This window comes from Streptomyces sp. NPDC049040 (assembly GCF_043197715.1).
In the GTDB taxonomy this organism is placed as follows: domain Bacteria; phylum Actinomycetota; class Actinomycetes; order Streptomycetales; family Streptomycetaceae; genus Actinacidiphila.
The window spans coordinates 133169-146834 of sequence record NZ_JBICTO010000006.1; the positions used below are offsets into that span (position 1 = coordinate 133169).

The window sequence follows — 13666 nt, forward strand, 5'->3', positions numbered from 1 at the left end:
CGCAAAACGAGCAGAAGGCCTGCTTGTGCGCACAAGGAGGCCTTGCGCTCACAAGGCTGCCGGGGCCCGCCGGCCGCTCGTAGCGTCCAGCGCCATGACCCATGACACGAGCCCCGCCATCGAGCTGCGGGGGGCGGGCAAGGCGTTCAGGACCCCGTCCGGCGCCCTGCACACCGCCGTAAGGGAACTGGACCTGACGGTGGAGCGCGGCGAGTTCGTCGCGGTCGTCGGCCCCACCGGCTGCGGCAAGTCCACCACGCTGACCCTGGTCAGCGGCCTCGAGGAGCCCACGCAGGGCGAGGTGCTCGTCGGCGGTGAGCCGGTGCGCGGCATCGGCACCGACGTCGGCTTCGTCTTCCAGCAGGACGCCGTCTTCCCCTGGCGGACGGTGCTGTCCAACGTCATGGCCGGGCCGCGCTTCCGCGGGGCGGCCAAGGCCGAGGCGCGGGAGCGGGCCAGGGACTGGCTGGCCAGGGTGGGCCTGACGGCGTTCGAGGACCGCTACCCGCACCAGCTCTCCGGCGGGCAGCGCAAGCGCGTCGCGCTCGCCGCCACCTTCGTCAACGACCCGTCGATCCTGCTCATGGACGAGCCCTTCTCCGCGCTCGACGTGCAGACCAGGGCGCTGATGTCGGACCAGCTGCTCGACCTGTGGGCGGGCACCGGATCCTCCGTGGTCTTCGTCACGCACGACCTGGAGGAGTCGATCGCGCTCGCCGACAAGGTCGTGGTGATGACGGCGGGCCCGGCCACCGTCAAGGAGGTCTTCACGATCGACCTGCCGCGCCCCCGCAAGGTCGAGGAGGTCCGGCTCGAACCCCGCTTCATCGAGATCTACCGGGAGATCTGGTCCTCGCTCGGCCAAGAGGTCCGCATCACCCGTGAAAGGGGCACCGGAAATGCCGCCTGAGTCCGCCGTACTGCCGCAGCCGGCCGCCAAGCCCACCGACCGCACGGCGGCCCGCGCCCGCGCCGTACGCAACCGCACCCTGCTGGTCAACGGATGCCGGCTGCTGGTGCTCGTCGTCGTGCTCGGCCTGTGGGAGTGGTCCGCCCGAGCAGGCGTCATCGACCCGTTCAACTTCTCGATGCCCAGCAGGATCTGGGACCAGATCCAGACCTGGACGACCCATGGCACGGCCCAGGGCTCGCTGGGCGCGCAGGTCTGGGCCACCCTCTACGAGGCCCTGTACGGCTGGGTGATCGGGGTGGCGGCCGGTGTGCTGCTGGGCATCGCCCTGGGCCGGGTGCGCTTCCTCGCCGATGTCTTCGGGCCGTACGTGAAGATCCTCAACGCGATGCCGAGGATCGTGCTCGCCCCGATCTTCCTCATCTGGTTCGGCCTCGGCCCGGCCTCCAAGATCGCCTCCGCGGTCGTCCTGGTCTTCTTCCCGGTCTTCTTCAACGCCTTCCAGGGCGCCCGCGAGGTCGACCGCAACCTGGTCGCCAACGCCCGCATCCTGGGCGCGAGCAACCGCCGGGTCACCCTGCAGGTGGTCATCCCCTCGGCCACCTCGTGGATCTTCACCAGCCTGCACATCAGCTTCGGCTTCGCGCTGATCGGCGCGATCGTCGGCGAGTACATCGGCGCGACGAAGGGCATCGGCCTGCTCGTCGCGAACTCGCAGGGCACCCTCAACTCCGCCGGGGTCTACGCCGCCATGGTGATCCTCGCCGTGGTCGCCCTGGCCGCCGAGGGGCTCCTGACGCTCGTGGAGAAGCGGCTCTTCCGCTGGAAGCCGGTCCAGCCCGGCGCCGAGCGCTGACCACCGCGGCACCTCCTGCCGCTTCCCGACCCCCGCCCGACCCTCACAAGGACGTGACCATGCGCAAGAACACCCGGATCGCCGCGCTGACCCTCGCCGGAACCCTGGCCCTGACCACCCTGACCGCCTGCGCCGACGACGCCTCCTCAGGCGGCTCCGGCTCCGACACCGCCGCCGGCTCCGGGCCGGCCGCGGGCTCCGGCAAGACCACCAAGGTCAAGATCATGGTCGGCGGCCTCGACAAGGTCATCTACATGCCGGCGATGCTCTCCGAGAGACTCGGCTACTTCAAGGCCGAGGGCCTGGACGTCACGCTGCTGACCGAGCCCGCGGGCGTGGACGCCACCACCGCCCTGGTCGCAGGTGAGGTGCAGGGCGCCGTCGGCTTCTACGACCACACCCTGGACCTGCAGACCAAGGGCAAGCACGTGGAGTCGGTGGTGCAGTTCGCCCAGGCGCCCGGCGAGGTCGAGGTCGTGTCCACCAAGGCGGCGGGCGACATCGCCTCGGCCGAGGACTTCAAGGGCAAGCACCTGGGCATCACCGGCCTGGGCTCGTCCACCGACTTCCTCACCAAGTACCTCGCGGTGCACAACGGCCTGAAGGTCAGCGACATCACCCCGGTCGCCGTCGGCGCCGGCCAGACCTTCATCGCCGCACTCCAGCACGGCTCCATCCAGGCCGGCATGACCACCGACCCGACCGTCGCGCAGATCCTGGACAAGGGCGCGGGCAAGGTGCTCTACGACATGCGCACGCCCGAGGGCTCGCGCCAGGCGCTCGGCGGCCTCTACCCGTCCTCCAGCCTCTACATGAACACCGACTGGGTGGACAGCCACAAGGACACCGTCCAGAAGCTGGCCGACGCCTTCGTGAAGACCCTCCGCTGGATGTCGGCGCACACCCCGGAGGAGATCGCCGCGAAGATGCCCGCGGACTACGCGCAGGGCGGGGCGAAGCTGTACGCGGAGTCGATCAAGGCGACGCTGCCGATGTTCACCACTGACGGTGTGATGCCTGCCGACGGCCCGGCCACCGTGGAGAACGTGCTGAAGGCCTTCAACCCCAACCTCCAGCACACCACCGTGGACCTCAGCCGGACCTTCACCACGGAATTCGTCAAGAACGTCCACTGAAAGGTCCGTCGACCGCGGCCACCCCGGTCGCCGTCAGCCCTGCCGGGGTGCCCAGCGGGCCGTCGCAGCTCTCCGGCCGCGGCGGCCGCGCCGCGCGCTGCGCCACCGCCACCTCCCAGGCCCTGCCGTCGGTGTGGGTGACCAGCACCGACCAGCCGCCGCCGGGTTCCGCGGCGGTACGCCGCACCGTCAGCGCGCCCTCCAGGTCGACACCCGCGAGGGCGCGCACGGCCAGGTCCGCCGCCTGCCCCGGGCGGTCCCACGCGGACCGGCCGCGGCAGCCTTCGAGGACCACCCGGCCGGTCCGTGCCGCCGCGAGCACCTCCTTGGCCAGCCGGCCGTCCACCCGGCCGTAGGTGTAGCCGTAAGGCAGCACCAGCATGGTGGGGGAGAAGCGGTGGCCGCCCAGATGCGTGATCTCCCAGGCGTCCGCGTCCCCTGAGGCGGCCAGTTCCGCGGCGAGCGGGCGGCCGTACACCGCGCAGCAGCGGTCCCGCCTGCCGTTGGTGCACACCAGCGCCAGCGGCGGGCCCACGTGGGCCCGGCCGAAGCCGCCGTGCGCGCCCTGGCCGAGGGCCGTGAAGTCGAGTTCCGCCAGCTCCGCGGGGTCGGTGAGCGAGTCCGTGCGGATCCAGGCGTCGCCCGGCGCGGTGTGCGCGAGGTAGACGCGGTGCCTGGCGGCCGTGTGCAGGTCGGCGTGCCGACCGGGCCTGCGGATCAGCGCGACCCGCACCCCCGTGCCGTCGGCGGCCCGGTCGAGCGCCCGGCCCAGCGCCGGGTCCAGCCGGCTCCCGGTCAGCGCCTTGCGTCCCCACGGCCCTGGCTGCTCGACCAGCAGCCAGGTCCTGGCGGTGGACGCGGTGGCGCCCACCGGCTCGCCGAGCTCCGCCGACGCCGTCGTACACGTACTCACGAAGGTGAGCCTAACCTCCGCCGGGGGGCCGCCGGGACGGCACCCGGCCGCCGTGCGGCTACACCGGGCCCGCCACCACCGCCACCGGCTTGGCCAGCGGGACGCCCGAGCCGTCGCGGCGCGGGTCCTTGGGCGGGAGTTCGGCCGCCGCGCCGGTCGCGGTCGCGGCCCTGGCCGGCGCGGCGCCCGCCCAGGCGAAGGCCAGGCCCGTCTCGCCGCGCAGGAAGCGCTGGCAGCGCACCCCGCCGGTGGCGCGGCCCTTGCGCGGATACTGGTCGAACGGGGTGAGCTTCGCGGTGCCCTCGCCCGTCCCGTCCAGCGTGTCCTCGGCGCGGGCCACCGTGAAGACCACCGCGTCCACCGCCGGGTCGACCGCGGTGAAGGAGATCACCTTGACCCCGTCGGCGAGCTTGACGCCCGCCATGCCGCCGGCGGGGCGGCCCTGCGGGCGCACCTGCGCGGCCGGATACCGCAGCAGCTGGGCGTCGTCGGTGATGAAGACCAGGTCCTCCTCGCCGGTGCGCAGCTCCACCGCGCCGACCACGGTGTCGCCTTCCTTGAGGCCGATGACCTCCAGGTCGTCCTTGTTCGCCGGGTAGTCGGGCACCACCCGCTTGACCACACCCTGCTCGGTGCCCAGCGCCAGGCCAGGCGAGGACTCGTCGAGCGTGGTCAGGCACAGCACCCGCTCGCCGTCCTCGAGCGAGAGGAATTCGCCCAGCGGCGCACCCCCTGCCAGCGAGGGCGCGCCCGAGGTGGGCGGCAGCATCGGCAGGTCGATGACCGTGATCCGCAGCAGCCGGCCGTACGAGGTGACCGCGCCGACATCCGCGCGCGCCGTGGTCGGCACCGCGGAGACGATCACGTCGTGCTTGGCCCGCCGGCCCCCGCTCTCGCCCGGCTCCGCACCCTCGGATGTGCGGGCCAGCAGCCCGGTCGAGGACAGCATCACCCGGCAGGGGTCGTCGGCGACCTCCAGCGGCACCGCGGCGACCGGCGTGTCCGCCGACTCCAGCAGCACGGTCCTGCGCTCGGTGCCGTACTGCTTGGCCACGGCGGCCAATTCCGACGACACCAGCTTGCGCAGCTCCGCGTCCGACTCCAGGATCCGGGTCAGCTCGGAGATCTCCTCGGTGAGCTTGTCGCGCTCCGCCTCCAGCTCGATCCGGTCGAAGCGGGTCAGCCGGCGCAGCGGGGTGTCCAGGATGTACTGCGTCTGGATCTCGGACAGCCCGAAGCGCTGCATCAGGCCGTCCTTGGCCTGGGCGGCGTTGTCGCTGGCCCGGATGATCGCGATGACCTCGTCGATGTCGACGAGCGCGACCAGCAGGCCGTCCACCAGGTGCAGCCGGTCGCGGCGCTTGGTGCGGCGGAATTCGCTGCGCCTGCGCACGACGTCGAAGCGGTGGTCGACGTAGACCTGGAGCAGCTCGCGCAGGCCCAGGGTGAGCGGCTGGCCGTCCACCAGCGCCACGTTGTTGATGCCGAAGGAGTCCTCCATCGGCGTGAGCTTGTAGAGCTGCTCGAGCACGGCCTCCGGGTTGAAGCCGTTCTTGATCTCGATGACCAGCCGCAGGCCGTGCTCGCGGTCGGTGAGGTCCTTGACGTCGGCGATGCCCTGGAGCTTCTTCGCGCCGACCATGTCCTTGATCTTGGCGATGACCTTCTCGGGCCCGACGGTGAAGGGCAGTTCGGTGACGACCAGGCCCTTGCGGCGCGGTGTGACGTCCTCCACCGAGACGGTGGCGCGGATCTTGAAGGTGCCGCGGCCGCTCTCGTACGCGTCCCTGATGCCGGTCAGCCCGATGATCCGGCCGCCGGTGGGCAGGTCGGGTCCTGGGATGTGCCGCATCAGGGCGTCCAGGTCCGCGTTGGGGTAGCGGATCAGGTGCCGGGCGGCGGCGATGACCTCGCCCAGGTTGTGCGGAGGCATGTTGGTGGCCATGCCGACGGCGATCCCGGAGGCGCCGTTGACCAGCAGGTTCGGATACGCCGACGGCAGGACGGCGGGCTCCTGCTCCTGGCCGTCGTAGTTGGGCGCGAAGTCGACGGTGTCCTCGTCGATCGACTCGACCATCAGGCGCGCGGGACCCGACATGCGGGCCTCGGTATAGCGCATCGCGGCCGGCATGTCGTCGAGCGAGCCGAAGTTCCCGTGCCCGTCGACCAGCGGGAGGCGCTGCGAGAACGGCTGCGCCATCCGCACCATGGCGTCGTAGATCGACGCGTCGCCGTGCGGGTGCAGCTTGCCCATCACCTCGCCGACGACCCGGGCGCACTTGACGAAGGCGCGGTCGGGGCGCAGGCCCATCTCGTTCATCTGGTAGACGATGCGGCGGTGCACCGGCTTCATGCCGTCACGGGCGTCTGGCAGGGCGCGCGCGTAGATCACCGAGTAGGCGTACTCAAGATACGAGGCCTGCATCTCGTCCACGACGTCGATGTCGAGGATGCGCTCCTCGAAGCCGTCGTCGGGCGGCGGGGACTTCGTCGTGCGGCGGGCCATCTCGGCGGCGCTCCTTCGTCTGGACCGGAAGGTCGTTCGGCTGGACCGGTGAACTGACGCGGACCATTGTGGACCGCGCCACGGACAACGCCGACCACGACCCGGCACGAGCGCGCCCGCGACCGGGAACTTCGCCGCCCGCCGACTCGCTTGCCTAGAGTGGCAGCACTCTACGCAGTCACGAGCACGCGACCGGAAGGACAGCTTGCCCATGGGTCACACGGCCACGCCGGAGGCACACTCCAGCGGCCTGACAGCCACCGAGCACCGCCTGGCGAACGGCCTGCGGGTGGTGCTCTCAGAGGACCACCTCACCCCGGTCGCGGCGGTCTGCCTCTGGTACGACGTCGGTTCGCGGCACGAGGTCAAGGGCCGCACCGGCCTCGCCCACCTCTTCGAGCACCTGATGTTCCAGGGTTCGGCCAGCGTCCAGGGCAACGGCCACTTCGAACTGGTCCAGGGTGCGGGCGGCTCCCTCAACGGCACCACCAGCTTCGAGCGCACCAACTACTTCGAGACGATGCCCGCCCACCAGGTGGAACTGGCCCTGTGGCTGGAGGCCGACCGGATGGGCAGCCTGCTGGACGCCCTGGACCAGGAGAGCCTGGACAACCAGCGGGACGTGGTGAAGAACGAGCGCCGCCAGCGGTACGACAACGTGCCCTACGGCACCGCCTTCGAGCGCCTCACCGCCCTCGCCTACCCCGACGGCCACCCCTACCACCACACCCCGATCGGCTCGATGGCCGACCTGGACGCCGCCTCCCTCGAGGACGCCAGGGCCTTCTTCAGGACGTACTACGCCCCGGGGAACGCGGTGCTCTCCGTCGTCGGCGACATCGACCCCGAGCAGACGCTGGCCTGGGTGGAGAAGTACTTCGGCACCATCCCCGCGCACGACGGCAAGCCCGCGCCGCGGGACGGCGCGCTGCCCGAGGTGATGGGCGGTCAGCTGCGCGAGGTCGTCGAGGAGGATGTGCCCTCGCGGGCCCTCATGGCGGCCTACCGGCTGCCCGAGGACGGCACTCGTGCGGGTGATGCCGCGGATCTGGCGCTGACGGTGCTGGGCGGCGGCGAGTCGTCCCGGCTGCACAACCGGCTGGTGCGGCGCGACCGTACGGCGGTCACCGCCGGATTCGGGCTGCTGCGGCTGGCCGGGGCGCCGTCGCTCGGCTGGCTGGACGTCAAGGCGTCCAGTGGCGTCGAACTGGGCGACATCGAGGCCTCGGTGGACGAGGAGCTGGCGCGCTTCGCCGCCGAGGGCCCGACGCCCGAGGAGATGGAGCGGGCGCAGGCCCAGCTGGAGCGCGAGTGGCTTGACCGGCTGGCGACGGTCGGCGGCCGGGCGGACGAACTGTGCCGCTTCGCGGTCCTGTTCGGCGACCCGCAGCTGGCGCTGACCGCGGTGCAGCGGGTGCTCTCGATCACGCCGGAGGAGGTCAAGGAGGTGGCCGCGGCCCGGCTGCGTCCCGACAACAGGGCGGTGCTCGTCTACGAGCCCACCGGCAACAGCCAGCAGGACGACTCGGACGACGAGGCAGACGAGGAAGAGGGCGAGCTGTGAGCGACACCGCTGCCGTCATGACGTTCCACCCGCAGCCGCAGGCGGGCGACCCCAAGCCGTGGGCCTTCCCGGCCCCGGAGCGCGGCGCCCTCGGCAACGGCCTGACCCTGCTGACCAGCCACCGCCCAGGCCAGCAGGTCGTCGCCGTCGAGGTGCTGCTGGCCGCGCCGCTGGACGCCGAGCCCGAGGGCCTCGACGGCGTCGGCACCATCATGGCCAGGGCGCTGTCGGAGGGCACCGACGAGCACAGCGCGGAGGAGTTCGCGGCCGAGCTCGAGCGCTGCGGCGCCACCTTGGACGCGCACGCCGACCACCCCGGGGTGCGGGTCTCGCTCGAGGTGCCCGCCTCCCGGCTCGACAGGGCGCTCGCGCTGCTCGCGCAGGCACTGCGGGCGCCGGCCTTCCCCGAGGACGAGATCAAGCGGCTGGTCGCCAACCGGCTCGACGAGATCCCGCACGAGCTGGCCAATCCGGGCCGGCGCGCCGCCATGGCGCTGTCCAAGGAGCTCTTCCCGGCCACCCTGCGCTGCTCCCGGCCGCGGCAGGGCACGGAGGAGACGGTCCGCAGGATCGACGCCGCGGCGGTGCGCGCCTTCTACGCAGCCCATGTGCGGCCCGCGACGTCCACCGCGGTCGTGGTGGGCGACCTGACCGGCATCGACCTGCCCGCGCTGCTCGACGACACGCTCGGCCGCTGGACCGGTTCCAAGGCCGAGGCGCGTCCCCGTCCCGCGATCACCGCGGACGACAGCGCCAGGGTGGTCATCGTCGACCGGCCGGGCGCGGTGCAGACCCAGCTGCTGATCGGGCGCACGGGCGCGGACCGCCACGACCCGGTGTGGGCCGCGCAGGTGATCGGCACCTACTGCCTCGGCGGCACCCTGACCTCCCGGCTCGACCGGGTGCTGCGCGAGGAGAAGGGCTACACCTACGGGGTGCGGGCCTTCGGCCAGGTGCTGCTGGGGTCGGCCGACGGCACGGGAGCGGCGCTGCTGGCGATCAGCGGCTCGGTGGCCACCGAGGTGACCGGCGAGGCGCTGGCCGACCTCCGGCAGGTGATCCGCACCGTTGCCGACGGCGGCCTGACCGACGACGAGCGGGACGTCGCGGTGCAGAACCTGGTCGGGGTGGCGCCGCTGCGCTACGAGACCGCCGCCGCGGTGGCCGGCACCCTCACCGACCAGGTGGAGCAGCAGCTGCCCGACGACTTCCAGGCCCGGCTCTACGCCCGCCTCGCGGCGACCGGCACCGTGGAGGCGACCGCGGCCGCGGTGAGCGCCTTCCCGCTCGACCGCCTGGTGGTGGTCCTGGTCGGCGACGCCTCGGTGATCGCCGACCCGGTGCGCGAGCTGGGCATCGGCCCGGTGCGCGTCACCAGCTGAGCCCGCATCCGCAGCACCGTGCCACCCGGAACCCCGGCGCCCGCCAAGGCGCCGGGGTTCCGTGCATATCGGGCCGAATTCCGGGACCGCATTCCCTTTTCCTTCCGTACTGGAATAGAGTCGCTGCAGAATACGGGGAAAGAACGGAGTCCTGCGATGCGGAATCGGATGTGAACGGGACGGAAGGCACGGCGAGGCGTATCTCCGCCGAGGTGGTGTGTACGGCCATCCGCGACGACATCGTCGCCGGTTACTTCCCGCCGGGCAGCCGGCTGACCGAGGACCTGCTCGCGCAGCGCTACGGCGTCTCGCGGGTGCCGGTGCGCGAGGCGCTGCGCACCCTGGAGTCCGAGGGGTTCGTCAGGACCCGCAAGCATGCGGGCGCCTCGGTCGCGGAGCCCACCGAGCAGGAGGCGGCCGACCTGCTCGACATCCGCGGGCTGCTGGAGCCGCTGGGCACCGCGCGTGCCGCGCAGCGGCGCACCGACGCCCACCTCAAGGTGCTGCGCGGGCTGGTGCGGCTCGGGCAGGAGCGGGCGGTGCAGGGGCAGTTGTCGGATCTCCCGTCGCTGAGCGGCTGGTTCCACGAGACCCTGGCCCAGGCGTCGGGCAGCCCGACCCTCGCCGCGCTGCTGATCCAGCTGCGGCACAAGATCTCCTGGGTCTACGCCGACGGCGGCTCCGCCAGGGCCGCGGAGGCGTGGGAGGAGCACGCCGCGATCGTGGACGCGGTCGCCCGCGGCGACGCGGAGCGGGCCCGCAGGCTCGCCGCCGTCCATGTCGAGCACGCCGCCGCGGTGAGGACCCTGAAACACCGCGTAAACGCGGTGCGCCGCCGAAATTAACAATCGCACCGTATACAAGAGTCGTGAATTGCCGCACCGGCGTCGCCCTCGGCAATTGCAGAAAAGCGGGCCCCCGCGATCCGTGAGGACTGCGGGGACCCGCTGAATTCCGCGTGCGCACATGTGCGCAGACGGGTGGGAAATGCGGTGCCGGGCGCGGGCGGTGCCTGCGGGGAATCCGGCGGAAGGTCGCTCAGACGGTCTCGGGAAGCTCTTCGAGGCCTTCCGCGACCAGCTTCGCCAGCCGGTCGAGCGCGGCCGCCGCCTGCTGGGCGTCCTCGGCGTCCGAGGCCAGTACGACCTCCTCGCCGCCCTGTGCGCCCAGGCTCAGCACCGCGAGCATGGAGGCGGCGTTCACCGGGCCGCCGTCCGCCTTGGCGATGGTCACCGGCACCCCGGCGGCGGTCGCCGCGCGGACGAAGATGGACGCGGGGCGGGCGTGCAGGCCTTCCGCCCAGCCGACGTTGACGCGGCGCTCAACCATGGTGTTGCCCCTCAATGTGTGTCAGGTCGTGCAAGTTGTCTAGACCATTTTTGCACGACCGGAGTGCTGCTCCCGCACGCCGGTACGCTGAGCCAAGACTGCCCCTTGCGCCTGCCCGCCGCGAACCGGGCACGCCGCATACGCTGGGACCATGACCGACCCGCAGGACCCGCAGGACCCGCAGGACACCGGGCGCCGGCCCTACCCCGTCCACTGGGAGGCCGACGTCGTGCTGCGGGACGGCGGCATCGCGCACATCCGGCCGATCGGTCCCGACGACGCGGGACGGCTCGTGGACTTCTACGAGCAGGTCTCCGACGAGTCGAAGTACTACCGCTTCTTCGCCCCCTACCCGCGGCTGTCCGACCGGGACGTGCACCGCTTCACGCACCACGACTACGACGACCGGGTCGGCCTGGCCGCGACCGTCGGCGGCGAGTTCATCGCCACCGTCCGCTACGACCGCACCGACGAGGCCGGCCGGTCGGTCTCCGGCAGGACCGGCACCCGCGCCGAGGTCGCCTTCCTGGTGCAGGACGCCCACCAGGGCCGCGGGGTCGCCTCCGCGCTGCTCGAACACATCGCCGCCGTCGCCCGCGAGCGCGGCATCCTGCACTTCACCGCGGAGGTCCTGCCCGCCAACCGCAAGATGGTCAAGGTCTTCACCGACGCGGGCTACACCCAGCAGCGCAGCTTCGCCGACGGCGTCGTCCACCTCGATCTGGACCTGGAGCCCACCACCGAGTCCGTGCAGGTCATGCGGTCGAGGGAGCACCGAGCCGAGGCCAGGTCGGTGCAGCGGCTGCTGCGCCCAGAATCCGTCGCGGTGGTCGGTGCGGGCCGCAGGCCCGGCGGGGTCGGCCGAACCGTGCTCCGCAACATCCTCGCGGGCGGCTTCACCGGCAGGCTCTACGCCGTCAACGACTCCTTCCCGCCCGCGGGCACCGACCTCGACGGCGTCCCCGGGCACCCTTCCGTGCGCGGGATCACCGAGGCCGGGGGGAGCGTCGACCTCGCGGTGGTCGCCGTGCCCGCCGAGCGGGTGCCGCAGGCCGTCGCGGACTGCGGGGAGGCCGGCGTACGCGGCCTGGTGGTGGTCGCGGCCGGCTACTCCGAGACCGGCCCCGAGGGCAGGGAGCGGCAGCGCGACCTCGTACGGCAGGCCCGCAGCCACGGGATGCGCGTCATCGGGCCGAACGCCTTCGGGGTGTTGAACACCGCACCCGCGGTCCGGCTCAACGCCTCGCTCTCGCCCGGGATGCCGCACCAGGGGCGGCTCGGACTCTTCACCCAGTCCGGGGCGATCGGCATCGCGCTGCTGTCCGGGCTGCACCGGCGGGGCGCCGGGCCCTCCACCTTCGTCTCGGCGGGCAACCGGGCCGACGTCTCGGGCAACGACCTGCTCCAGTTCTGGCAAGACGACCCGGACACCGACGCGGTGCTGATGTACCTCGAATCCTTCGGCAATCCGCGCAAATTCACCCGGCTCGCCCGGCGCACCGCGGCCGCCAAGCCCGTCGTGGTGGTCAAGGGCGCGCTGCACACCGGCTCGGTGCCCGCGGGGCACAGCGTGCCGGTCGCCCGCATCCCCGACAGCACGGTGGACGCCCTCTTCCGGCAGGCCGGGGTGATCCGGGTCGACACCGTCACGGAACTGCTCGACGCCGGGCTCTTCCTCGCCCTCCAGCCGCTGCCGGCCGGCGACCGGGTCGCGATCCTGGGCAATTCCGAATCGCTCGGCCTGCTCACCTACGACGCCGCGCTCACCGCGGGGCTGCGCCCCGCCGCCCCGCTCGACCTCACCACCTCGGCCACCCCCGCGGACTTCGCCGCCGCGCTCACCCGGGCGCTCGCCGACCCGGGCACGGACGCGGTGGTGGTCACCGCGATCCCCCGGGTCGGCACGGAGGAGCCGGAGGAGCCGGGAGACCCGGCGTCCGCAGAGCCCACTCTCGCCGCCGGTGCGCAGGCCGGTGCGCAGGCCGGTGCCGAGACCGAGGACGATCCGCCCCTGGCCGACGCCCTGCGGCGGGCGGCGGGGGGCGACAAGCCGGTGGTCGTGGTCCACCTGGCCCTGGACGCCTTCGCCGACCGGCTCGGCGCCCCCGGCGGGCCCGGCGCCCGCATCCCCGCCTACCGGGCCCCCGACCGGGCGGTCAGCGCCCTGGCGGAGGCCGCCGGATACGCGGCGTGGCGGGCGGCCGCGGCCGAGCCGGGCCGGGTGCCGCAGTTCGACGACATCCAGGAGGCGGCGGCCGCGGCCGACGTGCGCCGGCTGCTGCCCGACGGCTCACCGCCGGTGGAGACCACCCTGTCCGACCAGGACGCGGCGACCCTGCTCGGGCGCTACGGCATCACCGTCCGCCGCGCGCTGCCTGCTCCCGACCCCGACGCCGCGGCCGCCGCGGCCGTCGCACTCGGCTACCCGGTCGCGCTCAAGACCACCGCACCGCACCTGCGGCACCGCGCCGACCTCGGCGGTGTGCGGCTCGACCTCGCCGACGAGGCCGACCTGCGGCGGGCCTACGCGGAGCTCACCGCCAGGCTCGGCGGGCCCGCGGAGCTGCTGCCCGTCGTGCAGGCGATGGCGCCCCGCGGCGTCGACACGGTGGTGCGGGCCGGCATGGACCCCGGCGCGGGGGCCGTGCTGTCCTTCGGCCTGGCCGGGCCGCCGTCGGAATTGCTCGGGGACGTCGCGCACCGGCTCGTTCCGGCCACCGACCGGGACGTCGCGGAGCTCGTCCGCTCCATCAAGGCGGCCCCGCTGCTTTTCGGCTGGCGCGGGGCGGAGCCGGTCGACACGGGGGCGCTCGAGGCGCTGCTGCTGCGGGTGTCGATGCTGGCCGACGACCTTCCCGAGGTCGTCGGGGTCCGCCTGGACCCGGTGGTCGTCGCCCCCCACGGGCTCACCGTCCTGGGTGCCGTGGTGCGGCTGGCCCCGCCGCCGGCCCGTACCGACCTCGGGCCGCGCGCCCTGTCCTCCTTCTGACCCCGGCGGGCCGCCGCGCCGCAACCGGGAGAAAACGGCGTCGCACCCCGCAGGGGGTGCCCGGTGACGCGATTAGGATGG

At 73.0% G+C, this 13666-nt stretch carries 10 protein-coding genes; 7 read left to right on the forward strand and 3 right to left on the reverse strand.

All coding sequences use genetic code 11. The features are described 5' to 3' along the window. The first annotated feature begins 94 nt into the window (after nucleotides 1-94). The 3 genes from ACGFMP_RS18295 to ACGFMP_RS18305 are packed head-to-tail and all read left to right on the forward strand — an operon-like array spanning nucleotide 95 to nucleotide 2902. Complete coding sequence (locus tag ACGFMP_RS18295) at nucleotides 95-910, forward strand: ABC transporter ATP-binding protein (protein ID WP_393673456.1); 816 nt, start codon at nucleotides 95-97, stop codon at nucleotides 908-910. After that, complete coding sequence (locus ACGFMP_RS18300; RefSeq protein WP_393673457.1) at nucleotides 900-1766, forward strand: ABC transporter permease; 867 nt, start codon at nucleotides 900-902, stop codon at nucleotides 1764-1766. Before ACGFMP_RS18295 ends, ACGFMP_RS18300 begins: the two co-directional genes overlap by 11 nt. A gap of 59 nt (nucleotides 1767-1825) precedes the next feature. Beyond that, the gene (locus ACGFMP_RS18305; RefSeq protein ID WP_393673458.1) at nucleotides 1826-2902 is read left to right on the forward strand and encodes an ABC transporter substrate-binding protein; all 1077 of its coding nucleotides are present in this window, start codon (nucleotides 1826-1828) and stop codon (nucleotides 2900-2902) included. Here ACGFMP_RS18305 and ACGFMP_RS18310 read toward each other — a convergent pair. Both ACGFMP_RS18310 and ACGFMP_RS18315 read right to left on the reverse strand, forming a co-directional pair. Continuing rightward, on the reverse strand, nucleotides 2886-3815 hold the full coding sequence (locus ACGFMP_RS18310) for a sucrase ferredoxin (RefSeq protein WP_393673459.1): 930 nt from the start codon (nucleotides 3813-3815) through the stop codon (nucleotides 2886-2888). The two genes, ACGFMP_RS18305 and ACGFMP_RS18310, sit on opposite strands and share 17 nt — an antisense overlap. Before the next feature lie 58 nt (nucleotides 3816-3873). Beyond that, nucleotides 3874-6321 (reverse strand): DNA topoisomerase (ATP-hydrolyzing) subunit A, encoded by a 2448-nt coding sequence (locus ACGFMP_RS18315; RefSeq protein WP_393673461.1) that lies wholly within the window; start codon nucleotides 6319-6321, stop codon nucleotides 3874-3876. Nucleotides 6322-6532: 211 nt separating this feature from the next. On the opposite strand from ACGFMP_RS18315, the gene ACGFMP_RS18320 reads away from it, so the two are divergent. The 3 genes from ACGFMP_RS18320 (at nucleotide 6533) to ACGFMP_RS18330 (ending at nucleotide 10112) form a co-directional block, all read left to right on the forward strand. Further along, a complete protein-coding gene (locus ACGFMP_RS18320; protein ID WP_393673462.1) occupies nucleotides 6533-7885 on the forward strand; it encodes a M16 family metallopeptidase in 1353 nt (450 codons plus the stop codon). Nucleotides 7886-7902: 17 nt separating this feature from the next. Then, nucleotides 7903-9267 (forward strand): M16 family metallopeptidase, encoded by a 1365-nt coding sequence (locus ACGFMP_RS18325; protein WP_393673771.1) that lies wholly within the window; start codon nucleotides 7903-7905, stop codon nucleotides 9265-9267. A 170-nt stretch (nucleotides 9268-9437) separates the two neighbouring features. Then, nucleotides 9438-10112, forward strand: a complete 675-nt coding sequence (locus tag ACGFMP_RS18330; protein WP_393673463.1) for a GntR family transcriptional regulator — start codon at nucleotides 9438-9440, stop codon at nucleotides 10110-10112. A 193-nt stretch (nucleotides 10113-10305) separates the two neighbouring features. Here ACGFMP_RS18330 and ACGFMP_RS18335 read toward each other — a convergent pair whose 3' ends face one another. Then, complete coding sequence (locus ACGFMP_RS18335) at nucleotides 10306-10596, reverse strand: HPr family phosphocarrier protein (RefSeq protein ID WP_393673465.1); 291 nt, start codon at nucleotides 10594-10596, stop codon at nucleotides 10306-10308. A 151-nt stretch (nucleotides 10597-10747) separates the two neighbouring features. Here ACGFMP_RS18335 and ACGFMP_RS18340 point away from each other — a divergent pair, with 151 nt between their 5' ends. Then, complete coding sequence (locus ACGFMP_RS18340) at nucleotides 10748-13585, forward strand: GNAT family N-acetyltransferase (RefSeq protein WP_393673466.1); 2838 nt, start codon at nucleotides 10748-10750, stop codon at nucleotides 13583-13585. Nucleotides 13586-13666 lie beyond the last annotated feature (81 nt).

Coding starts and splice junctions, on each gene's coding strand:
- ACGFMP_RS18325 (WP_393673771.1), top strand. CDS start 7,903: ATGACGTTCCACCCGCAGCCGCAGGCGGGCGACCCCAAGCCGTGGGCC.
- ACGFMP_RS18340 (WP_393673466.1), top strand. CDS start 10,748: ATGACCGACCCGCAGGACCCGCAGGACCCGCAGGACACCGGGCGCCGG.
- ACGFMP_RS18320 (WP_393673462.1), top strand. CDS start 6,533: ATGGGTCACACGGCCACGCCGGAGGCACACTCCAGCGGCCTGACAGCC.
- ACGFMP_RS18300 (WP_393673457.1), top strand. CDS start 900: ATGCCGCCTGAGTCCGCCGTACTGCCGCAGCCGGCCGCCAAGCCCACC.
- ACGFMP_RS18315 (WP_393673461.1), bottom strand. CDS start 6,321: ATGGCCCGCCGCACGACGAAGTCCCCGCCGCCCGACGACGGCTTCGAG.
- ACGFMP_RS18305 (WP_393673458.1), top strand. CDS start 1,826: ATGCGCAAGAACACCCGGATCGCCGCGCTGACCCTCGCCGGAACCCTG.
- ACGFMP_RS18295 (WP_393673456.1), top strand. CDS start 95: ATGACCCATGACACGAGCCCCGCCATCGAGCTGCGGGGGGCGGGCAAG.
- ACGFMP_RS18335 (WP_393673465.1), bottom strand. CDS start 10,596: ATGGTTGAGCGCCGCGTCAACGTCGGCTGGGCGGAAGGCCTGCACGCC.